The organism is Pseudomonas acericola (SeqCode) (assembly GCF_053456465.1).
In genome coordinates this window covers 112,733-136,170 of sequence record NZ_JBRFJB010000004.1, presented here as the reverse complement: position 1 = coordinate 136,170, position 23,438 = coordinate 112,733, and the positions used below count along the sequence as shown (strand labels likewise).

Genomic DNA, 23,438 nt, shown 5'->3' with positions numbered 1-23,438 from the left:
AGCCAGCTCATCTGGTTCTGATACACCGCTATCGCAGGCAAGCCAGCTCCCACATTTTTAGATCTTTGGTGCTGCTGATTCAGCGGTAGATATCCTCCCGCGTCCACGGCAGCTCATGGCTACCATCCGCATGCGGCTTCACCGCCAGAATCTGATGCAAATTGATCCAGCCCCGCGCAAACGCATACGCACACCCCGCCAAATACAACCGCCAAATCCGTAACGCCTGCTCCGGCACCATCTTCGCCGCCGCTTCCAGGTTGTCCTCCAGGCGCTCGCTCCAATGGTCCAGCGTGCGCGCGTAGTGCAACCGCAGGCTTTCCACATCGACCACTTCCAGCCCGACTTCACTGATCTCGGCGGTCATCATCGCCAAATGCGGCAACTCGCCGTTGGGAAACACATAGCGTTCGATAAAGTCACCGGCACCCCGGCCCACGGGGCGACCGTCCGTGTGTTTGGCGGTGATGCCGTGGTTCATCACCAGGCCGCCTTCACGCACCGCGCCAAACAGGGTCTGGCAGTATTGCGCCAGGTTGGCGTGGCCGACGTGTTCGAACATGCCCACACTCACCACTTTGTCGAAGCGACCGTCTTGTGGCAGGTCGCGGTAGTCGAGCAATTGCAGGTCCACTTGGTCGTCCAGGCCTTCGGCTTTCACCCGCTCACGAGCCAGGGCCAACTGTTCTTTGCTCAGGGTGATGCCAAACACCTTGACCCCAAACTCCCGCGCGGCAAACCGGGCGAGCCCACCCCAGCCACAGCCAACGTCGAGTAAATACTCGCCCGGCTGCAAGCGCAACTTGCGGCACAGGTGGCGGAATTTGTCTTGCTGGGCCTGGTCGATGGATTCGCTGCCGGTTTCAAAGTAACCGCAGGAGTACGCCATGTCCTGGTCCAACCACAGCTGGTAGAACTCGTTGGACAGGTCGTAGTGGTAGGAAATTGCCGCAGCGTCTGTAGCCTTATCGTGGATCGAGCGCACCGGACGACTCTCTTCGTCGTCTTCGACCAGGGCGAGACTCAACTCGTCGCACACGCGGATCACTTCGCTGATGGAGCCTTCCAGCTCCAATTTGCCCTCGATAAAGGCTTCGCCCAGTGAATTGAGCGTGGGATGGGTCAACTGAGGTACGACTGTGGGGTCCTTCACCACGATGGTCACACTGGGCTCGGGGCCCAAGTTGAATTCATGGCCATCCCAGAGTCGAAGACGCAGCGGCAGCTGAAGATTCTGTAAGGCCGGTGGAAGTTGCGCGAGCATGAGTAGTCCCCCCTTGTTTCAGACGTCTGAAAATAGGGTAGACCATCCCGAGACAAGTAGGAGGCTATCGATCTGATAGCCCATCGCTATGGAGGCGGCGCTCAAGCAATCCCTCCTCGATCCACTGTTTCAACCATGTAACAGCCTTCAGCGGTGCGTTCTCTGCATAAGTGATTGCCAAGTGCTCGCACAGTTCTGAAAAGCTCCAGCCGGTGGCCACCATGCCTGCCAGGGCGCAGGCCTCCTTGGGTTCCAGACTGCGGTAACGGCACACGTTGTGGTGGCGCCACACCAGGCAAATCTGCGTGGATTCCAACGCCGCACTGCCGGGAAAGTCTGCTTCATCCTTCCCCGCCCGCCAGATCGCCAGCGTATTGAAGTGACAAATCATCTGCTGCACCGAGGGCGCCAGGGTGACCTGCAAACCCGGCCATTCTTCAGGCGGCAACAGCGCCATCGCCTCCAGGCTCAGCGGCTCACCCTGAGGCGCATCAAAGGCCAGGGTGAACGCCCACTCCAACCGCGCCAACTCGGCCAGCGGCGCGCTCTGCTCCTCCATCAGGTGATCGACGATAAAGGCGGCAAAGCGCTCGCCCAGCCAGCGCAGGCTGTAATGGGCCGACGGGTAACGGCGTACATAAGCCTCGGTGAGCAGCGCAAATTCCTCATCACCCAGCCAGTACCAGATGGCGCCGAAGTCATTGCGCAACACTTCCTGCAAGCGCGCCCGGTAGGCGTTGTGGTAAATCGCCAGGCCGGTGTCCACATCCAGCGTGGGTCCGCCCAGCAACGTTGCGGCAAAACCACTGTTGGCCAGCGGGGTTTCGGCTAACAAATGCTGCTCAAAGGCCAACTGCCAATCGGTCAGGCGCATAGCGGCCTCCTGGCCAGGGCAACGGCCCCCAGTTCACGGGCCTTGCCCAACTCGGTAAGCAGTTCTTCAAACGGTGGGAAATGGTCATCGCGCTCCAACAACGTCGACACCGGCCCCAAATGCTCCAGCGTCTGTTGATAAAGCGCCCACACCGGATCGCACACCGGGTGGTCATGGGTATCGACCACATAGTCGCCGTAGTCCATATGCCCGGCCAGGTGCAGTTGGCGGATGCTCTGCGGCGGCAGATTGCGGATAAACGTCCACGCGTCGAAACCATGGTTACGCGAGCTGACATACACATTGTTCACGTCCAGCAACAGCTGGCAGCCCGACAAGTGGGCCAGGGCATTGAGAAATTCCCACTCGGTAAACTCATCCGCCTTGGCGCGCACATAGCTGGAGACATTTTCCAGCACCAGCGGACGCTGCAACACGTCCTGCACTTGGCGTACACGGGCGGCGACGTGGTAGAGACTTTCTTCGGTGTAAGGCAGGGGCAACAGGTCATGCAACTGGTGCGCGCTGCCGCGGCTCCAGCACAGGTGATCGGACACCCACGCCGGCTGGATGCGCTCGGCCAGTTGCTTGATCTGTTTCAGATAATCGATATCGAGGGCATGGGGCCCGCCGATGGACAGGGACACGCCGTGCATCACCAGGGGATAACGCTCGGCGATGGCGTCCAGGTAGTACAAGGCTTTGCCGCCCTGCACCAGGTAATTTTCGGAGATCACTTCGAACCAATCCACGGCCGGCGATTGTTCAAGGATCTGCTGGTAGTACTCGCTGCGCAGACCCAGGCCGTAACCGAGGCTTGCAAGTGAAGTGGACATAAGACACTCCTGGGCAAAGTGTCCGCAGCGGCGGTAGGCAACCGCTGCGGGTGCACTCGATTACTCGCCGACTTTGCCGCCAGCCGCATCGCAAGCGGCCTTGGTCATCGCCTTGAAGCCGTGGCCCTTGCAGACAGCCTGGCCCTTGCAGGCGTTTTCAGCGGTCTTGCAGTCGTTCATGCCTTTGCAGGAGGTCACGCCGTAGCAGTGAACAGGCGCGTCGGCGGCTTGTACCTGGGTAGCGACACCGGCAAACATGGTGGCAGCAGCGATAGCCAGGGCAGCACCGGAAACGGCGTTTTTGATGTTCATTGTTGTATTCCTCATATCAGTAGGGTGTCGGTCTGAACGGATTGTTCAGTCTCGACACACCACTAGAGAGAGGTCCCCGCCTGGCGTTACAGCACCCGCGAAAATTTATTCTTCAAGCTTCAACAACGGCTCCTGAAAGCGCAGCAAACGCCCGGCATTGCCCAGTACCAGCAAGGTGCTGAGGTTATGCAACACCGCCGCAATCATCGCCCCGGCGGCGCCCAGCCAGCCAAATGCAGCGAATACCACGATGGCCAGCGTCCAGCCCAGGCCAATGATCACATTGACCTGCAACGTCTGCCGGCACTGGCGACTCAAGCGCACGCAAGTGCCCAGGCGCCGCAGATCGCTGCCGATCAGCACCACGTCCGCCGAGGCCAGCGCGATGTCCGCACCGCCCGCGCCCATGGCCACGCCAACCACGCCGGCCTTGAGCGCCAGGGAATCGTTGATGCCGTCACCCACCACCATCGGGCGGAAACCGCTGCCGATCTCCCCCAGCACGCGGTTGAGCTTGTCTTCCGGCAACGCCTGCGCCTCGACATCGCTGATGCCCACGTCCAGCGCCAGGCTGTCGGCGACGCTTTGGCGGTCGCCGGTCAGCAGCAGTTGACGGCCCAGGCCAAGCTCGCGCAGCTCTTGCAGCGCCTGGCGGGCTTCCGGCTTGACGCTGTCGGCCAGCAGCAACCAGGCGAGGAACTGCCCGTCCAGCGCCAGCCCGGCAATCGGGCCGTCATGGTTCGGCACCGGCGTGGTGACAATCCCCAGTTGCGCGAACAACTCCGGCCGCCCCAGCGCCGCTTCGCCCTGCGCGGTCTGCGCCACCACGCCAAGGCCCTGGCGCTCACGGATATCCGTCAGCACCAACAGTTGTTCCTGCGTGGCCAACCCCGCCAACGCCCGGCTGACCGGGTGGCTGCTGGCCGAACCGAGGCTGGCCGCAAGGTTGAGCAACACCTGCCGATCCGGCGCCGTGGTTTCGATGGATTGCAGGCGCAGGGTGCCAAAGGTCAGGGTGCCGGTCTTGTCCACCACCAGCGAGGTTAGGTCCGCCAGCTCCTCCAGAAACGCAGAGCTGCGAATCAGAATCCCATGACGCGCCGCGACCGCAATCCCGGCAATCGCCGTGGCCGGCGCCGACAGCACCAACGCACACGGGCACGCCGCCACCAACACCGCCAGCATCGCCTGCGCATCGTTGGTGACAAACCAGGTGACCGCCGCCAGCAGCAACACCAACACCATGTAACTGCCGGCGTAACGCTCCAGCAGCCGCGTGATCGGCGGCTTGGAGCGCTCGGCGTTCTGCATCAGCGCGATGACCTTGCCCAAGGTCGATTCATTGCCGGTGCGGGTCACCTCCAGGCGCAACAAGCCGTCGAGGTTGATCGCCCCGCCAAACACCTGCACGCCCACACTCGCTTCCAGCGGCACCGACTCCCCGGTGATCGGCGCCGTGTCCAGGCTCGCCTGGCCCGACAGCACCACGCCATCGGCGGGCACGCGGTCGCCGGCACGCACTTCGACGATATCGCCGGTGTGCAGCGTGCCGTTATCCACCTCGACAATGCTGCCGTCGGCCTGCACCAGGCGCGCGTGGCTGCGGGTCAGTTTGCCCAGGGCGTGGATCGCTTCCTGGGAGCCGATCACGCTGCGCTCTTCAAGCACATGGCCGAAAATCATGATGATTGGCAGCAGCGCGGCGGTCAGCAGATCACCGGTGGCCCACGCGCCAAGCATGGCCAGGGCGATCAGTTGGTCGGTGATCCCGTGCAAGCTGGGAAAGCGCAGGCTGTACCACGCCGAGCGCATCACCGGCACCGCCACCAACAGCGACGCGACACCCAGCAACAGTTGGCTAACGCCAGTCTGATCCGGCGCCAACCAGCGCCACACCAGGCCCAACACCAACAAGCCGAGGGCCAACATGGCCAGGGTCAATTGTCGCGCTGCGCTGCGCTGTTCGGCGGAGGTCAGCATGGGTGCGCTCATTGTTCGGCTCCCTGAATGATCAAGCGGGAGTCGTCTTTCGGATCGACCGTGGTCACGGAACCGGCCTGGCCAAGGATCTTCGGCAGGCGTTCGCGGTATAGGCGCAGCAGTAAGCCCGGGTCTTTCACCTGGGCCAGGCTGGCGACCGTAGCGGTTTGCGCCTGGGCATTGGCCAAGCGTTCACTGGCCTGGGCGTGGGCGACTTGCACCACGCGGTCGGCCTGCTGGGTGGCGGCCTGGGTGAGTTTTTCGGCGTCGGTGCGCGCATTGGCCACGGCTTTGTCGGCCTGTTGGCTGGCGGTCAACACAGCGTTGAAGGCATTCACTGCCGGGCTCGGCAGGCTCGATTGCACATCCACGCGGGTGACTTCGATACCCAAGCCCAAGCCCGTCGAGGTCAACTCGGCGAGGCGCTTGTTGATGCCTTGCACCAGATCACCACGCAAGCGTTCGCGGCGCTCGGCGGCGCCGTTGTCGGTGCCGATCAGCTCGGGGCGCGCCACCAAAATCGTGTCGAGGTCCCGCGCGGCGGTCAGGGCCACGGCGCTGCGCGTCACCAGGCGATCCAGGGCGGACAACACATGGGCGCCCTGCAACACAAACGCGTAAGGCTCGGTGACCTTGTAGAACACCCGCACATCCAGTTGCACCACGCCGGCATCACCGGTCAGCAGGTAACCGGAACCGGCCAGGGCATCGCTCAACGGCGTGGCAAAGCTGGCCACGCGGTCGGCCTGGGTCGCCGCCTCGGAACGCAGCAGGTTCTCCACCCGCCGTTCGATCACGCGGTCGGCAGCCGGCAGCAACACCACCTGTTCGAAGGGTTGCGGCCAGGCCAGCAGCAAGCCGGCGTTCTGGATACGGTCGAGGGCGCCGAAGTGCAGGACCACGGCGCGGTTCTGCGGGTCGATCTGGCGCACATTGGAAAATGCCCAGGCCAACGCGGCCAACACGGTTACCGCGTACAGCGCCATGAAGGTCAGGCGCCCGGCCTGGATCCACGGGCTGTCCGGGCTACGCTCGGTCATGGCTGGACGTCCTTGGGCCCATCCACCAACGCACGGAACGGCGCGGCGTCGGTGCGCAGGATGATCTTGGTGCCCGGCGTGACCACCGTGCCCAAGGTATCCAGCGAGCGCAGCAGGTTATACAGCTGCGGGTTGCCGGCGTAGGCGCGGCCGTAAATCTGCGCGGCTTCGACTCGCGATTGCGCTTCGATATCGGCGGCTTTCACCGTGGCATCGGCCTGCACGATGCGCGCGTCGCGCTCGGCGGCGGAGCGGATCTGCGCCGCTTCACGCTTGCCCACGGCGGTGCGTTCGGTGGCGATGGTCTCGCGCTCGGCACGCATGCGATCAACCGTGGCCGTGAGCGTCACCGACGGCAAGGTCAGCCGTTCGATCCCAACCTGGGCCACGCGCACGCCATAGGTGGTGAGCAATTGTTGATCGATCTGTTGGCGCAACTGCGCCTCGAAATCGGCGATGCGCACCTGGCTCGCATCGGTGTTGATCAGGCTCGACAGGTCAAAACTGGCCGCCGTGGTTTCCAGCGCCGAGCCGACAAAGGTACGGATCTGCCGCGCCGCTTCATCCGGCTGGTTCTGCACCGCGCGCATAAAGCGCTGCACATTGTCGGCATCGCCCTGCACCTGCCACGCCACGTAGGCCTGCACGATGATGCGCAAGCCATCGCGGGTGCCCACGTCCTGCAAGCCGCTGGAGGTGGTGCGCAGGCGCAAGTCCACCGGGATCGCCGCTTCGAACGGCGCCGGCAGGCGCCAGCCCAGGCCCGGTTCCAACAGCACCCGCGCCGGGTTGCCGAAACGGGTGATCACCGTGGCCTCGCCGGAGCGCACTTGCACCAGGCTCGCGGCCGCGACCGCAAACAAAACCAGCAACGCCGCCCAAGCCATACGCCGCCAAGGAAATGGGCCGGCCGCTTGCTCGTCACCGTGATGATGGTGGTGGTGATGGCCATGATGATGACCGTGATCGTGGGAATGAGCGCTCAACAGACAGACTCCTTATTGAACGGCTTTGCGCGGCAGCGACGGATCGGCCGGCAAGGAAAAAGAACGCAGATCGATCGTCGGCGCGCTGTCGGCGCCCAGGCGATGATCCAGAATCAGCAATTTGGCGTGGGCCAGGCCCTGGCTGAGTTGGCCGAGGTACTGCTCCAGCACGAAGGCTTTGCCAGCGGTGGCGTAGGCCTTTTGTTCGGCGGCGAAACGCAGGTCGGCCGCTTGGGCGCCCGCATTCACTTCGCGCGCAGTGGCGGTGGCCTGGTCGCGGGCGGTGCTGGCTTGCAGCAACGCCAGGTTGGTCTGCTCGCTGGCCGCACCGCGCTCGCGGGAGATCAGCGCCTGCGCACCGATCTGCGCGGCTTGCACGCCGTGGTAGGCGTTGGCGGCGCCGGCCGGTGGGTGGATCGCTTCGACGACGGTGGCGAGAATTTCCACGCCGCTGTCGAGGCTGTGCAAGTCGGCTTGCACGGCACGGCCGATCTCGTCGGCGAGGCTGGTGCGTTGCTCGCCGAGCAATTCGTCGAGGGTGCGCGAGGCAAAGTCGTGCACCAGGATGCGACTGGCGGTGCTGCGGATCAGGGTCGGCACATCCGCGCTGTTATAGGTGGCGGCGAGCGCGGCGTGGTCGGTGAGACCGATGCGGTAGACGAAACGCACGTCCATGTTGACGATCTGGAAGCTCTGCTTGTCGCCACTGCTGCTGGCAATGACCTGGGATTTGTCATTCACGTGGCTGGCGTCCCACAAGCGGTTGGCGATCAACGGCGCCGGGCCTTCGGCGGCAGCCAGTTCCGGTGCGGCGGCTTCGCTGACGCTGGTGGCCAGTTCATGCACCACGCCGTTTTCCACGTTGATTACACGGCCCAGCGGCCACGGCAAGCCGGCATGCAGGCCGGGGCCGAACACCTCCACTGGCTTGCCGAAGCGTTCATAAATCCCACGCCCTTGCAGGGGCACTTCGTGCACGCCGGTCAGCGCCCAACCGACCGCCAGCACCACCAACAGCACCGGCAGAAACGCCCGGCGCATGTAGGTAAACGCCCAGATTTGGCGCAGATCGATGCCGAAGCGGTTGTGCAGTTCGTGCTGCAAGGCGAGCAAGGGTTGTGGCGGCCAGCGCAACAGCCCGGCGATGAAGCTTTGCGCCATCAGGCGCGGTTCGAGGCGGGGCTGGCGTGGGCTGAACAGTGAGAGCACGGCTCTTAATAGAAACTCCACGGCGACCAGCGCTGGCAGCAGACCGATCAACACCGCCAGGCGCAACGGCCACACCGATTCAGCACCCGCAAACAACAGGCAAATCGCGCTGATCAACAGGCAGATAATCGACACGCGGCTTAATTGCGCCAGTTGCGAAGCTTCCGGCCATTGCGCGGCGGTTTCCTGGGCGAGGCGGCGTTCGAACACCAGCAAGCCGAACGCCAACGCCAAGGCCATCGCGGCACCGATGCTCGCGGATTGGCCGACGATTGCGGCGGGCAACGCCAGGTTCCAGAACTCGACAATGCTGATCAGCGCCAGCAGCGACCAACCGCCAAGCCACAACACCGGGGTGCCGATCTGCTTGCCGAAGCGCCCGGCCAGGCGTGCGTAACGGCCGGTTTCTTCGACGGGAGCTTCCTGCGGCGGTTCTTCCAGCGCCTGGGCGCGCCAATCGGCGACCCACCACGCTGACTGCAAACCGGCCACCAGCAGCAGCAAGGCCGAGGCGCAGTTGATCAACACCACCGGCCAGATCGACAGCGGCGCAAACAGCGCGACAAACAGCGCCAGCACCCAGCCGCACACGGCCACAACGGTCAGGCTGATACCGGCCTGGCGCAATCGACGGGCATGGAACAGCCCTTGCTGAAAACGCGGCAGGCCCTCTACCGAAGCGCCGTCAGCTTCTAGATCCACTTGCATCCACTCAACGCCCGTTCGCACACAATTAGTTACGATATAACACGGGGCGTGAAATTTTTGTCCGCGGAATGCAGCTTTCGAACCCGACCACCGATCCCTGTGGGAGTGGGCTTGTGTGGGAGCTGGCTTGCCTGCGATTGAATCACCTCGGTTTTGCTGGAAGACCGAGTTGTCAGCATCGCAGGCAAGCCAGCTCCCACAGGGTTACATCGTTGCATTCAAGAGCGTGACTAAACCCCCATAAACACGAGCCATCACTGGTGCAGCCCAGGATTAAGCGGCACACTCCAAACCAGTTTTTCGCGGGTCCACGGACAAGGAAGCGTCACCACCCATGATTTCGATCTATCAGCTCAAGCCGCGTTTTCAAAACCTGCTGCGCCCCCTCGTGCAGCGTCTCTACGACAACGGCACCACCGCCAACCAGATCACCGTGCTCGCCGGCGTGGTCTCCCTGCTGGTGGGCCTGTTGATCGCCAGCTTCGCCCACCACCTGTGGCTGTTTGCGCTGATCCCGCTGTGGATGATCCTGCGCATGGCCCTCAACGCCATCGATGGCATGCTCGCCCGGGAATTCGGCCAGCAGTCGCGCCTGGGCGCCTACCTCAATGAACTGTGCGACGTGATCGCCGACAGCGCGCTGATCCTGCCGTTTGCGCTGATCCCCGGCGTGAGCCTGGCGCCGGTGCTGCTGGTGGCGTTGCTCGCGGTGTTCAGTGAATACGCCGGGGTGCTCGGGCCGATGGTCGGCGCATCACGGCGCTACGACGGGCCGATGGGCAAAAGTGATCGCGCCTTTGTGCTCGGCGTGCTGGCCACCGGCGTGGCCCTGGGCTGGCTGGGCGCAGGTTGGGTGGATGGGGTGATGTGGCTGGTGGCCGCCTTGCTCGCCTACACCCTGGCCAATCGGGTGCGCCAAGGTCTCAAAGAACCGACTTCCCCTTCTGCATAAGGATTTTGCGATGCGTGAACAACAAGATCACACCTTCAGCACCCACGATGGCGTCGAGCTGTTCTACCGCCACTGGCCGGCCACCGCGAACGACGGGCCGCGCAAGGCCATCGTGTTGTTCCATCGCGGCCACGAGCATTCGGGGCGTATCGCGCACCTGGTGGATGAGCTGGGCCTGCCGCAGTTCGACTTCTTCGCCTGGGACGCCCGCGGCCACGGCCAATCCCCCGGCGAGCGCGGCGACAGCCCCAGTTTCGCCACCAGCGCCCGCGATGTGCAGACCTTTTCCGACCATATCGGCGCCACTTACGGCATTGAAGAAGAAAACTTCGCGGTCATCGCACAAAGCGTCGGCGCGGTGATCGCGGCCACGTGGGTGCACGACTACGCGCCGAAGATCCGCGCCCTGGTGCTCGCCTCGCCGGCCTTCAAGGTCAAGCTCTACGTGCCCTTCGCCCGCCCGGGCCTGGCGTTGATGCGCAAGTTTCGCGGCAACTTTTTCGTCAACAGTTATGTAAAAGCCAAGTTCCTCAGCCATGACCCCGAGCGCGTGGCGTCCTACGACAGCGACCCGCTGATCACCAAGGCGATCTCGGTGAATGTGCTGCTCGGCCTGTACGAAGCGGCTGACCGGGTTGTAGCCGATGCGCAGGCGATCCAGGTGCCGACCCAATTGCTGGTGTCCGGCTCGGACTTCGTGGTGCATCGCAAACCCCAGCAGCAATTTTTCGACCGCCTCGGCAGCCTGAAAAAAGAGCTGCATATCCTCCCCGGTTTCTTCCACGACACCCTCGGCGAACGCGACCGCGCCACCGCCGTGAGCAGCGCCAAGCGCTTTATCCTACAAAACTTCGCCCACCCACTGGACCGCGCCTCGCTGCTGGACGCCGACAAGATCGGCGCCACCTGCGCCGAGTCCGAAGCCCTCGCCGCGCCGCTGCCGCGCAACTCCCTGCGCGACCTGTATTGGCGCCTGACCCGCGCCAGCATGGGCCTGGGCAAGAACCTATCGGACGGCGTGAAACTGGGCTTCGACACCGGCTTCGACTCCGGCAGCACCCTGGATTACGTGTACCGCAACAAACCCACCGGCAAGGGCGGGCTGGGGCGGATGATCGACACCAACTACCTCAACTCCATCGGCTGGCGTGGCATTCGCCAGCGCAAGTTGAACGTCGAGGAACTGCTGCGCCTGGCCATGGCCAAGTTGCGTGGGGACGACCGCGAAGTGCGCATCGTCGATATCGCCGCCGGCCACGGGCGCTACATCCTGGAAGCCTTGCAGGGTGTGTCGCCGCTGCCGGAATCGATCCTGCTGCGCGACTACAGCGACATCAACGTGCGCGACGGTGGCGCGCTGATCCGCGAAAAAGGCCTGGGGGATATCGCCCAATTCGTCAAAGGCGATGCATTTGACCGGGCCGACCTGGCGGCGCTGGAACCCAAACCGACGTTGGCGGTGGTGTCCGGGCTGTACGAGTTGTTTGCCGATAACGCGATGGTCGGTGGTTCGCTGGCCGGCCTTGCCGAAGCCGTGGAGCCCGGTGGCTATCTGGTCTACACCGGCCAGCCATGGCACCCGCAGCTGGAACTGATCGCCCGCGCGCTGACCAGCCACCGCCAGGGCCAGGCCTGGGTGATGCGCCGCCGCAGCCAGGCAGAGATGGATCAACTGGTCGAGGCGGCGGGCTTTCGCAAGATCACCCAGCGGGTAGATGAGTGGGGCATTTTCACCGTGTCCCTGGCACAGAAGATCTGAGCATGCGCGAACCCGGCTTATTGAAACCCGCGTTCCTCTGGCTGCTGCTGTTGGCGCCGCTGTTTTTCAGCACCTACGGCTTTGCCACCTGGGTCACCAGCCAGCGCAGCGACGTCGGCACGCTGGTGTTCGGCTGGGAAACCCATATGCCGTTTTGGGCGTGGACCATCGTGCCCTACTGGTCCATCGACCTGCTTTACGGGTTCTCACTGCTGCTGCCCAACACCCGGCATGAATTGAAGCAACACGCGTTGCGGCTGCTCTCGGCGCAGGTGATTGCCGTGAGCTGCTTCCTGATCTGGCCGCTGCGCTTCACCTTCGAGCGGCCGGAACTGGACGGCGTATTCGGCTGGCTGTTTGCCGTGCTGGCGGGCTTCGACAAACCCTTCAACCAAGCGCCGTCGCTGCATATCGCCCTGCTGGTGATCCTGTGGGTCATGTACCAGCGCCATACCCAGGGTATGTGGCGCTGGCTGGTGCATGGCTGGTTCGCGTTGATCGGTATTTCGGTGCTGACCACTTATCAACATCACTTTATCGACTTACCCACAGGCGCCCTCGCGGGGTGGATTTGTGTGTGGTTGTGGCCGGTGGAGCATCCCAGCCCGCTGCTGAATGCCTCACTGACGCGGAAGCGCAAACGCTGGCAGCTCGGCGTGCGTTACGGCCTGGGGGCTTTGGCTTTGGCGGTCCTGGCGTTTGTCATGGGCGGCGGCTGGCTGTGGCTACTGTGGCCCGCGGTTTCCCTGGCCTTGATCAAGGCGAACTATTTTGTGCTGGGCGCGGCGGGCTTCCAGAAGCGCGCCGATGGCCGACTCACACCCGCAGCACGCTGGCTGTATGCGCCGTATCTGGCAGCGGCGTGGATCAACTCGCGCCTGTGGACACGCAAACATCCACAGCCTGACCTGATTGTGGATAACGTCTGGCTCGGGCGTATTCCTACGACGCGTGAGCAAGAACCCTTCAAGGCCATCGTCGATCTCTGCGCCGAATTGCCGATTGATCCACAGGGTCACGCCTATCAATCCATCCCCGTGCTGGACCTGATCGCACCGACGCCCGCCGAATGCCTGCACGCCGCACAAGCCATCGAACGCCTGCGTGCCAGCGGCCCACTGCTGGTGTGCTGCGCCCTCGGTTATTCGCGCAGCGCCACCGCCGTGGCCGCGTGGCTGCTGCACAGCGGTCGCGCCGCGACGGTGGAAGAGGCGCTGACTATTATTCGTACAGCGCGGGCCGATGTAGTCCTGCACCCCGCTCACCGTGAAGCTTTGGAGGGTTTGCCCCATGCCCGCTGATATGGAACTCCAGGTCGTCGCCAGCCTGCTGCGCCGTGGCCGTTCGCTGGATCAGTTATCCACAGGCCTGACTCTGCTGGGCGTCCTGTTCGGCCTGGCCCAGCTGTTGATGGCCAGTATTACGCCGATCTGCCTGCTGCTCAGCCTGTGGATGATTATCCTCGGCCTGCTGCAAAAGTACTGGGCGCTGCGCGTGGCCTTCGACGCCGACCTGTTCGCCCTGCTCGCCCGCGACATTGAACGCACCGCCGACCTCGACCAGGCCCTGCAAACCCTTGGCCTGCAAGCGCCCAAGCGCGCCGGCCGACCATGGACCGAACGCCGTCGCGGCGCCCTCAAACTGCTGCGCAAACAAGCCTGGCTGCTGGGCGCGCAAGCGCTGCTGACCCTGGGCGTGATCCTCGCCAGCCCTTGGCTGCCTTTCGCCGGATAAGGAATTCCCATGTTCGAACCCGTGGTCGCCACGCTGATAACCTCCATGGCCCGCACCGTCACCGGCGCCCGCAGCCTGTGGCTCGGCTGCGCGCCGGTGCCGGTGCAACGCATCTACTTCGCCAACCACAGCAGCCACGGCGATTTTGTGTTGCTGTGGGCCTCGTTGCCGCAGAACCTGCGCAAATTCACGCGCCCGGTGGCCGGCAGCGACTACTGGAGCAAGAGCGCCCTGCGCCGCTACATCATCAACCGCGTGTTCAACGGCGTGCTGATCGACCGCGAGCGCAAGGACCCTGTGGATAACCCCTTGCAACCGATGCTGGCCGCGCTGGAAGGAGGCGACTCGCTGATCCTGTTCCCCGAAGGCACGCGCAACCTGGAAGACGGCCTGCTGCCGTTCAAAAGCGGCCTTTACCACCTGGCAAAAAGTTACCCACAGGCCGAGCTCGTGCCCGTGTGGATAGCCAACCTGAACCGGGTCATGCCCAAGGGCCGCGTGCTGCCGCTGCCTTTGTTGTGCACCACCAGCTTCGGCGCGCCGTTGCACCTGGAAGAAGGCGAAGACAAGAGCGCCTTCCTCGCCCGCGCCCGCGACGCCCTGCTCGCCCTCGCCCCGGAGCATTCCTGATATGCATAGCCAGACCATAATGCTGTTCGGCGGCATCGGCGCGATCCTGGTGCTCGCCTCGCTGATCGGCCTGATCCTCAAACTGCGCACCCGTGGCACGCCCAACGCGGTGATCGACAACCTCAACGCACGCATCAACGCCTGGTGGGTGATGGTGGTGGTGATCGGCATCGCCTTCTGGCTCGGCACGGGCGCGGTGATCCTGCTGTTCTACGCAGTGTCGTTCTACGCCCTGCGCGAATTCCTCACCCTCACCCCGACCCGCCGCAGCGACTACCCGGCGCTGGTGGCGGCGTTCTACCTGGCGCTGCCGTTGCAGTACCTGCTGATCTTCGCGGACTGGTACGGGCTGTTCTCGATCTTCATCCCGGTGTACGTATTCCTGCTGCTGCCGATCCTCGCTTCGCTGGGCGGCGACAGCACGCACTTCCTGGAGCGTGCATCGAAGGTGCAATGGGGCCTGATGATCGCGGTGTTCTGCGTATCCTTCGTGCCCGCCCTGCTCACCCTCGACATCCCCGGCTACGAAGGTCGCAACCTGCTGCTGATTGCCTACCTGGTGATCGTGGTTCAGCTGTCGGACGTGCTCCAGTACGTATGTGGGAAGTTGTTCGGCAAACACAAGATCGCGCCCAACCTGTCGCCGTCCAAAACCGTAGAAGGCTTTGTCGGCGGGATTCTGCTGTCATCCCTGATCGGCGCGGCACTGTGGTGGACCACGCCGTTCAACCCGTGGCAGTCGTTCCTGATCGCGCTGTTGATCAACCTGCTGGGGTTTGCCGGCGGCATCGTGATGTCGGCCATCAAGCGCGACCGGGGCGTGAAGGATTGGGGGCATATGATCGAGGGGCACGGCGGCATGCTGGATCGGTTGGATTCGGTGTGTTTTGCGGCGCCGATTTTCTTCCACCTTGTGCGCTTCTGGTGGACCTGACCCCACCATTCTCAAGCCATCCAAAAATCAAAAATGTGGGAGCGGGCAAGCCCGCTCCTACAAATAACCTGGCGCCTCCACGTCATCTTTTGTATCAAAGACGCTGTAAGATACGCCGCACTTAGCCAGGGATGCTCACCATGTTCGACTCGTTCAAAACGATCTGCCGCCGTTTATTCGGTGCATTAGCGACGGTGGTGGGTGCCCTGTTCGGCCAATGGCGTCCGCCGTTCTGGCTGCGTGCCATCGGCGATGGCGTGCTGGCGCTCGGCCACAAGGCGCGCGCTTATCCGCGCCAGGCCGGGGCTGGCGTGTTGGGCCTGGTGCTGCTGGCTGCCGCCGGCTTCTACGGCTGGCAGTGGTACTCCCATCTGCCCAAGCCGCATACCGTGAGTTATTCGCTGCATAAGCCCAACCTCACCGATTACACCCAGCCAACGCCGGTTGTGGATAACGTGCAGGTGCGTTTCGCCGAGTCCGTGGCCCCGCTGGCGGCGATTGGCAAGCCGGTGAGCGCAGGCATCACCCTCAAACCGAGCGTGGCGGGCACGTGGCGCTGGTCCGATGACCGCACCTTGCTGTTCGTGCCGGAGAAAGACTGGCCCATCGACGCCGGTTACACCCTGGACCTGGCGAAGAAAAACCTGTTGGCCGACGGCGTATTGCTCGACCAATACAGTGCGCAGTTCTCCACCCAACCGTTCCGCGCCACCCTGGCGCAAAACGAGCTGTATCAAGACCCGTCCAACCCGACGCTGAAACAGCTGGTGGCCACCTTCCATTTTTCCCACCCGGTGGATGAAGACAGCCTACGCAAACGCGTGACGGTCACCCTCGGCAAAGGCCTGGCCTACCGCGACGCCCAGTTACCCAACCGCCCGGAAATCACCTTCGACGAGAAAAAACTCAACGCCTACGTGCGCTCCGCCGCCCTCGCCACCCCGCTGGAAAGCACCCCGGTCAGCGCCAAGCTCGACGAAGGCCTCAAGGCCCGCGACGGTGGCAACGCCAGCACTGCACCGCTGGTGGCCGAAGTCACCGTGCCCGGGCGTTATCGCCTGACCTTTACCGGCGCGGAAGTAAGCTTTGTCGACAATGAACGCGGCGAACCGGAGCCGGTGCTGATGTTCAGCAGCTCCAGCGCTGTAGCCGATGACACCATCGCCGGTAAGGTCCAGGCCTGGCTGCTGCCGGAAAAAGCCGAAGACGACACGCGCCCCTACAACAGCAACGACATCGACGATGCCCTGCTCGCCCGCAGCACCAAGGTCAACCTGACCCACGTGCCCAGCGTCGAACCGCTGAACACCCTGCACGCCTTCAAGTTCAAGGCGCCAGCTGGCCGCGCTATCTATGTACGCGTGCCCGCCAACCTGGAAGCCATCGGCGGCTATTTGGCGAAGAATCCTACGGCGTCGCTGATCAGCATGCCGGCGTATCCGCGCACGTTGCAGTTCCTGTCTGACGGCGCATTGCTCAGTCTCAATGGCGAAAAACGCCTGGGCTTCATGGCCCGTGGCGTGCCCGGCGCCCATGTGGAAATCGCCCGTCTGCTGCCCAACCAGTTGCAACACCTGGTGGACCAGAGCAGCGGCAGCTTTGCCCGGCCGAATTTCGGCAACGAGTACTTCGACCGCATGGTGGAGCGTCAGTCGCTGGACATTGCGCTGTCGTCCAATGACCCGGCGAAAACCGTGTACGACAACGTCGACCTGGGCCACTACCTCACCGCCAACGGTGGCCGACGCGGCATCTTTGTACTCAAGCTCAGCCCGCAGGATGAGCCGGTCGAGCGCACCTTCGAGTACGACCGCAGCAGCACCAGCGACCTGCGGTTTATTGTGGTGACGGACCTGGGCATCATCGCCAAGCGCTCCAGCGATGGCAGCCATGACGTGTATGTGCAATCCATCGGCAACGGTTCACCGGTGTCGGATGCGCAAGTCGACATCATCGGCCGCAACGGCTTGCCGGTCAGCAGCGGGCGCACCGACGCCGAAGGCCACGCACACTTCGCCAAGCTGGATGAACTGCGCCGTGAGAAAACGCCGCTGATGTATGTCGTCACTCGCGGCAATGACCAATCCTTCCTGCCGATTGCCCGTCAGTCCCAGCAGCTGGATTTGTCGCGTTTCGATGTAGGCGGTTTGGAAGAGGACGGCGCGACTGATCGCCTCAGCGCCTACCTGTTTACCGATCGCGGCCTGTACCGGCCGGGCGAAACCGCGCACCTGGGCATGATCGTGCGCAGCGGCAACTGGCAAGGCGCCTTGCAAGGCCTGCCGGTGGAGCTGCAAATCACCGACCCGCGCGGCCTGGAAGTGATCCGCCAGCCGCTGAAGCTGTCCGCCAGCGGTTTTGAGACCTTTGATTTCCCCAGCAGCGAAGTCGCCCCCGCCGGGGAATACACCGCGACCTTGCAGTTGATTGGCCAGAAGCAGACCCGCACCGACCTGGGCAGCGTGAGCTTCAAGGTCCGCGACTTCGAACCGGACCGCATGAAGGTCAGCCTGAGCCTGCACGACACACCGGTGCTGGGCTGGATTCCCCCCGACCAGGTGGTGGCCAAAGTCACCGCGATGCACCTGTTCGGCGCCCCGGCCGCTGGCCGCCGGGTCACCGCAAAAATGTCCCTGAGCCCAACGCTCGCGGCCTTCGAGCGCTACCCCGACTACCGCTTCCGCCTCAACGATGGCCTGGAAGACGCCAGCACCGAAGACCTCGCCGAAACCACCGTGGACGACAACGGCCAGGCCGTGCTTGACCTCAACCTGCAACGCTTCGCCAACAGCACCTATCGCTTGCAGGTGATGACCCAGGTGTTCGAGGCCGAGGGCGGTCGCAATGTGGCGGCGCAAAGCGCGTTGCTGGTGTCGTCCGCACCTTACCTTGTGGGTGTGAAAAGTCAGGATTCGCTGTCGTACGTCGCCAAGGATGCGCCGCGCCAAGTGCAATGGCTGGCCGTCGCGCCAGACCTTTCGCCTGTAGCAGTGGACGGCCTCACCAGCGAAGTGATCGAGCACCGCTACGTGTCGGTGCTGGTGAAACAGTCCAACGGCACCTACAAGTACGAGTCGCGCATCAAGAACATCAGCCAGCCGGCCTCACCGCTGGTGATGACGAAAGAAGGCGCCAAGCAGGCCCTGAACACTTCAACGCCGGGGGATTTCACCCTGCAACTGAAAGACGCCAACGGCAACCTGCTCAACCAGATCGACTACAGCGTGGCCGGGCGTGGCAACACCTCGCGCTCCCTGGAACGCAACGCCGAGCTGCAACTGCGCCTGGATAAACGCAGCTACGCCAGCGGTGACGAGATTGCGATCAGCATTCGTGCGCCCTACACCGGCGCTGGCTTGATCACCATCGAACGGGACAAGGTCTACACCCAGCAGTGGTTCAAGGCCGACAGTACCAATAGCGTGCAACATATCCGCGTGCCTGCGGGGCTTGAAGGCAATGCCTACGTCAACGTGCAGTTTGTGCGGGACATGGGCTCGGCCGAGGTGTACATGAGCCCGCTGTCCTACGGCGTGGTGCCGTTCAGCATCAACCTGGATGCGCGGCGTATGGCGCTGAAGGTCGAAGGCCCGGCGAAGATCGAGCCGGGGCAACTGCTCGATATCAAGGTCAACGCCGACCGGCCAGGCCGTGCGGTGGTGTACGCAGTGGACGAAGGCATCCTGCAAGTGGCGCGCTACCAGACGCCGGACCCGCTTGGTTTCTTCTTCCAGAAGCGTGCGCTGGAGGTCGGCACCAGTCAGATCCTTGACCTGATCCTGCCGGAATTCAGCCGCTTGCTCAGTGGGGCTGCGCCCGGTGGCGATACAGAAGGCGCCCTGGCCAATCATCTGAACCCGTTCAAGCGTAAACATCAGCCACCCGTGGCGTGGTGGTCCGGTTTGGTGGACTTGCCGGCCGGTGAAACCGTGCTGCATTACCAGGTGCCGGACAGCTTCAACGGCAAGCTGCACCTGTTTGCGGTGGCGGTGGACAGCGACAGTGTGGGCGTCAGCGAAGCCACGACCGACGTGCGCGGGCCGATTGTGATCACGCCAAACGTGCCGGCCTTTGTCGCGCCGGGGGATGTGTTCAACGTCAGCGCCGGGGTATTCAGCAACCTCGACGCGGCGGCGGACGTGAAGTTTGAAGTGCAGACCAGCGACGGCCTCAAGGTACAGGGCGACAAGGGCAGCACCCTGTCCCTGCAACCGCGCAAGGAAGGCACCGCCGAGTTCAAGATCAAGGTCGGCGACACCCTCGGTTCGGCGGACCTGCGCTTTGTCGCGGTGTTGCCGGACGGCAAGCGCATCCAGGTGGCCGAGACCACGTCGATTCGCCCGCTGAGCGAGCATCGTGTGGCCTTGAGCCTGGGCCGCTTCGACAGCGCCAGCAAAGAGTTGAAACCGACCCGCGAGCTGTTCAGCCAACTGCGCGACGTGCAACTGGGTGTGGCGGCCTCGCCGCTGGTGTGGGCCAACGGCCTCAAGCATTACCTGGATGACTACGGCTACGCCTGCACCGAGCAATTGGTGTCCAAGGCCATGCCCGCGTTGATCTGGGGCGGCAACGCGCCGCAAGCCGAGCAAGCCTTCAACAGTGCGGTGCGCATGCTGCGTCAACGCCAGAACCAGGCCGGCGGCTTTGGTCTGTGGGCAGCCAACCCGGATGTGGCGCCGTACGCCAGCCTGTACGCCACCGACTTCCTGATCGAAGCCAAGGAGCGCGGTCTGCCAGTGCCGGAAGACCTGCTGGTGCGCTCGAACGCGTATCTGACAGACCTGGCCAACGGTCCTAGCGAAGGCCTGTCGGAATTGCGCAACCGCGCCTACGCCAGTTACCTGCTGAGCCGTCAGGGGATTCTGGTGAGCGGTGCCTTGAGCGATATCCGCGAGCGCTACGAGAGCTACTTCAAGGACAGCTGGCAGAACGACCTGGGCGCCGCTTACCTGGCCGCCAGCTACAAGTTGCTCAAGCAGGATCGCCAGGCCGATACGCTGTTCCGCAAGGTTCCCTGGCGCTCCCTTGTGGATAAGTGGGCCAGCGACGGCCTGTATTACGACCCGCTGGTACACGATGCCGAACACCTGCACCTGCTGGCGCGCCACTTCCCCGAGTTACTCGATGATGTGCCCGTGGCGCTGCTGGATAAGCTCGGCAAGCGCCTGAACGAGCAGCGCTACAACTCGCTGTCGGCGGCGCTGTTGCTGCGCGCCCTGGACAACTATGGCCAGCGTGCGCAAAGCGACATGACCCTCAAGGCCACCGCCTGGTTGGGTGACAAGCAGCAACAACTGCTGGAGATGGCCGGCCAGCCGCCGCGTGCTGCGGTGCCGGGCACCACGCAAAAACTGGTCATGGAAAAATCCGACGGCCCAGCCGCCTTTTACATGCTCAGCGAGGCCGGTTTCGACAAGGGCGCCAAGCTCAAGCCGATCAGCAATGGCCTGGAAATCATCCACGAGTACCTCGACCTCAAGGGTGAGCCGGTGAGCAAAGTCGCGGTGGGCGATGAGTTCCTGGTGCGCTTGCGCCTGCGGGCGACCGACCGCGACCAGGTGCAGCAAGTGGCCGTGGTCGATCTGCTGCCGGGTGGCGTCGAGCCTGTGTATAACTTGCCGCCGGAGCCGGAAGCCGCCAGTTCCGAGGACAGCGAAGAGTCTGAATACGTCGAAGAAGACAGCCAGGAAGAACCGACCTGGCAAGCGCCCATCGGCGAAACGGAGCTGAGCAACTGGCAACCGGACTACGTAGACGTACGCGATGATCGAGTGGTGTTGTACGGCACTGCACTGCGCGATGTAGGCACGTTCGTGTACCGCGTGCGCGCCACCAACGCCGGCACGTTCAAAACGCCACCGGCCTACGCCGAAGGCATGTACGAAACCACCCTGCAAGGGCGCGGCAAAGTAGGCGAGCTTGAAATTACCAAGCCTTAAGCGCCTGACACTGCCGCTGTTCGCAGCGGCGGTGGTCCTGGTGGGGCTGCGGCTGTGGCCCCATGCTCCGCTGGAACAAGCGGTGACCTCATCGCGAGTGGTGCTGGCCGATGACGGCGCGCTGCTGCGCATGACGTTGGCGGATGACGGGCAATACCGGCTTTGGCTACCGCTGGAGCGGATTTCTCCTTCGTTGGTCGAAGCGTTGCTGCTCAAGGAAGACCGCAATTTCTACTGGCACCCGGGGATCAATCCCCCGGCCTTGCTGCGCGCGGCCATGGCCACCTACAGCGGTGGCCAGCGCCAGGGCGGTTCGACCTTGAGCATGCAATTGGCGCGGCGCCTGTGGGATCTGAACACCCGCCAAGTGCCGGGCAAGGTGCAGCAGATGGCCTTGGCGTTATGGCTGGAAGCGCGCTACAGCAAGCACGACATCCTTGAGGCCTACCTGAACCTGGCGCCCATGGGCGGCAATATTGAAGGCGCCGAGGCCGCCAGCCGTATCTACTTTGCCAAGGCAGCGGCGCAGTTGTCGTTGTCCGAAGCGCTGGCGCTGGCGGTGATTCCCCAGCAGCCGGGGCGGCGTGCACGCTTCGGGCCGTCGCTGCAAAACGCGCGGCTGCGCTTGATGGCCGACTGGCGCGAGACTTATCCACAAGACCCGCGTAACGACAGTTTGCTGGAGTTGCCGCTCGAAGCGCGCAGCCGCCAGCAGATCCCGTTTCTGGCGCCGCATTTGAGTGAACAGTTGCTGGCGTCCCAGCCCGGCAATGAGCTGAACAGCACCCTCAACCTGCCCTTGCAGCAATTGCTCGAACGGCTGATCAGCGGCTTTATCGCCGAACGGCGCAGCACCGGGGTGGAGAACGCCACGGCGATCCTGATCGACAGCCGCGACCAGAGCGTCAAGGCGCTGGTGGGCTCGGCGGACTACTTATCCACAGGCATTCACGGCCAGGTCAATGGCGTACTGTCGCGGCGCTCGCCGGGCTCGACGCTCAAACCCTTCCTGTATGGGCTGGCGTTGGACCAGGGGGTGATCCACCCCATGAGTATCCTCAAGGATTTGCCCAGTAACTTCGGCTACTTCCAGCCGGAAAACTTCGACGGCAGTTTTGTCGGCCCGCTGACGGCACGGGATGCGTTGATCCGTAGTCGCAATATCCCAGCGGTGTGGCTGGCCAGCCAGGTGAAGTCGCCGTCCTTGTATGGATTACTGCAACGCGCCGGCATCAAGGGCCTGCGCGACGAAAGCCATTACGGCCTGGCCCTGGCCCTCGGCGGCGGCGAGATGACCCCGGAAGAACTGGCGCGGCTGTATGTAATGCTGGCCGGTGATGGGCATCTGCGGCCGTTGCGCTATTTACAGGAGCAGCCGCCATCCTCCGGTGCGCAACTGCTCACACCGCAAGCCGCCTTTATGGTGCGCGACATGCTGCGCCGCAACCCGCGCCCGGACGGCTTGCCTGGTCGCCATTGGCGCACAGCGTGGAAGACCGGCACGTCGTGGGGGTTCCACGATGCCTGGAGCGCCGGGCTGGTGGGCCCTTACGTGTTGGTGGTGTGGGTGGGCAACTTCGATGGCCGGCCGAACCCGGCGTTTATCGGCGCCAAGACCGCCGCGCCGCTGTTCTTTCGCATCGCCGACGCCCTGCCGCTGGCCTTGCCCAACGTGGTCATCAAGCCGGACAAGCCGCCGGCCGGGCTGGTGCGTATCGAGGTCTGCGCGGCGTCCGGCGAATTGCCCAACCGCTGGTGCCCGCAAACCCGCAAGACCTGGTACATCCCCGGCGTCTCACCGATTCGCGTGTCCAACCTGCACCGCCCGGTGCTCATCGACACACGCACCGGCAAAGCCGCCTGCCCGCCGTTCGAGGCGCAGTACACCCGTGAAGAAGTCTTCGAGTTCTGGCCCAGCGACGTGCAGCGCCTGTACCGCGCCGCCGGCCTGCCCCGGCGTACGCCGCCTAGCGTGATGAAAAACTGCCAGCCCAACCGTATCGGCGACCAAAGCGAAGCGCCGCAAATCCGCTCGCCGCTGACCCAGGTGAGTTATCAGTTACGCCTGTCCCAACCCCAGGAAAGCATCCCGCTGAATGCCAACGCGGCCAGCGATGCGGCGACGCTGTACTGGTTTGCCGACCAAACGCTGATCGGCCAGGGCCCGCCGCAAGCCACGCTGAACTGGCGGCCGGGCAAGTCCGGGGAGTATCGGTTGCGGGTTACGGATGATCAGGGCCGCAGTGCGGGGCGGGGGTTGCGGGTGGAGTTTGTGCCGTGA

General features: G+C 63.7%; 16 protein-coding genes. 8 read left to right on the top strand and 8 right to left on the bottom strand.

Going from position 1 to position 23,438, the window contains the following annotated elements; translation table 11 throughout:
- Positions 1–79: 79 nt before the first annotated feature.
- The 8 genes from cfaB to hflK (ACU688_RS16840) all read right to left on the bottom strand — a co-directional run bounded on the left by cfaB (position 80) and on the right by hflK (ACU688_RS16840) (position 9,209).
- Positions 80–1,264, bottom strand: a complete 1,185-nt coding sequence (gene cfaB / locus ACU688_RS16875) for a C17 cyclopropane fatty acid synthase CfaB (protein ID WP_448185680.1) — start codon at positions 1,262–1,264, stop codon at positions 80–82.
- A 64-nt stretch (positions 1,265–1,328) separates the two neighbouring features.
- Complete coding sequence (locus tag ACU688_RS16870; protein ID WP_448185679.1) at positions 1,329–2,138, bottom strand: HvfC/BufC family peptide modification chaperone; 810 nt, start codon at positions 2,136–2,138, stop codon at positions 1,329–1,331.
- Complete coding sequence (bufB, locus tag ACU688_RS16865) at positions 2,129–2,974, bottom strand: MNIO family bufferin maturase (protein WP_448185678.1); 846 nt, start codon at positions 2,972–2,974, stop codon at positions 2,129–2,131. Before bufB ends, ACU688_RS16870 begins: the two co-directional genes overlap by 10 nt.
- 60 nt (positions 2,975–3,034) lie before the next feature.
- Entirely contained in the window at positions 3,035–3,286 is a 252-nt protein-coding gene (gene bufA2, locus ACU688_RS16860; protein ID WP_017737604.1) for a BufA2 family periplasmic bufferin-type metallophore, read from the bottom strand.
- Between the two features lie 105 nt (positions 3,287–3,391).
- The gene (locus tag ACU688_RS16855; protein ID WP_448185677.1) at positions 3,392–5,278 is read right to left on the bottom strand and encodes a cation-translocating P-type ATPase; all 1,887 of its coding nucleotides are present in this window, start codon (positions 5,276–5,278) and stop codon (positions 3,392–3,394) included.
- Positions 5,275–6,306, bottom strand: a complete 1,032-nt coding sequence (gene hflK, locus ACU688_RS16850; RefSeq protein WP_448185676.1) for a protease modulator HflK — start codon at positions 6,304–6,306, stop codon at positions 5,275–5,277. The genes ACU688_RS16855 and hflK (ACU688_RS16850) overlap by 4 nt, the downstream gene beginning before the upstream one ends.
- On the bottom strand, positions 6,303–7,295 hold the full coding sequence (hflC, locus tag ACU688_RS16845) for a protease modulator HflC (RefSeq protein WP_448186023.1): 993 nt from the start codon (positions 7,293–7,295) through the stop codon (positions 6,303–6,305). Before hflC ends, hflK (ACU688_RS16850) begins: the two co-directional genes overlap by 4 nt.
- A gap of 9 nt (positions 7,296–7,304) precedes the next feature.
- The gene (gene hflK / locus ACU688_RS16840) at positions 7,305–9,209 is read right to left on the bottom strand and encodes a protease modulator HflK (protein ID WP_448185675.1); all 1,905 of its coding nucleotides are present in this window, start codon (positions 9,207–9,209) and stop codon (positions 7,305–7,307) included.
- 334 nt (positions 9,210–9,543) lie between these two features.
- Between hflK (ACU688_RS16840) and ACU688_RS16835 the strand changes: the two genes are divergently transcribed.
- The 8 genes from ACU688_RS16835 (at position 9,544) to pbpC (ending at position 23,438) form a co-directional block, all read left to right on the top strand.
- A complete protein-coding gene (locus ACU688_RS16835) occupies positions 9,544–10,161 on the top strand; it encodes a CDP-alcohol phosphatidyltransferase family protein (protein WP_448185674.1) in 618 nt (205 codons plus the stop codon).
- A gap of 10 nt (positions 10,162–10,171) precedes the next feature.
- Positions 10,172–11,920, top strand: coding sequence for a bifunctional alpha/beta hydrolase/class I SAM-dependent methyltransferase (locus ACU688_RS16830; protein ID WP_448185673.1), 1,749 nt, complete (start codon positions 10,172–10,174; stop codon positions 11,918–11,920).
- A gap of 2 nt (positions 11,921–11,922) precedes the next feature.
- The gene (locus ACU688_RS16825) at positions 11,923–13,221 is read left to right on the top strand and encodes a phosphatase PAP2/dual specificity phosphatase family protein (RefSeq protein WP_448185672.1); all 1,299 of its coding nucleotides are present in this window, start codon (positions 11,923–11,925) and stop codon (positions 13,219–13,221) included.
- On the top strand, positions 13,211–13,654 hold the full coding sequence (locus ACU688_RS16820) for a hypothetical protein (RefSeq protein ID WP_448185671.1): 444 nt from the start codon (positions 13,211–13,213) through the stop codon (positions 13,652–13,654). Before ACU688_RS16825 ends, ACU688_RS16820 begins: the two co-directional genes overlap by 11 nt.
- A gap of 9 nt (positions 13,655–13,663) precedes the next feature.
- On the top strand, positions 13,664–14,284 hold the full coding sequence (locus tag ACU688_RS16815) for a lysophospholipid acyltransferase family protein (RefSeq protein WP_448185670.1): 621 nt from the start codon (positions 13,664–13,666) through the stop codon (positions 14,282–14,284).
- Position 14,285: 1 nt separating this feature from the next.
- Positions 14,286–15,218, top strand: a complete 933-nt coding sequence (locus ACU688_RS16810; RefSeq protein ID WP_017737614.1) for a phosphatidate cytidylyltransferase — start codon at positions 14,286–14,288, stop codon at positions 15,216–15,218.
- Positions 15,219–15,358: 140 nt separating this feature from the next.
- A complete protein-coding gene (locus ACU688_RS16805; RefSeq protein WP_448185669.1) occupies positions 15,359–21,157 on the top strand; it encodes an alpha-2-macroglobulin in 5,799 nt (1,932 codons plus the stop codon).
- The gene (pbpC, locus tag ACU688_RS16800) at positions 21,138–23,438 is read left to right on the top strand and encodes a penicillin-binding protein 1C (protein ID WP_448185668.1); all 2,301 of its coding nucleotides are present in this window, start codon (positions 21,138–21,140) and stop codon (positions 23,436–23,438) included. Before ACU688_RS16805 ends, pbpC begins: the two co-directional genes overlap by 20 nt.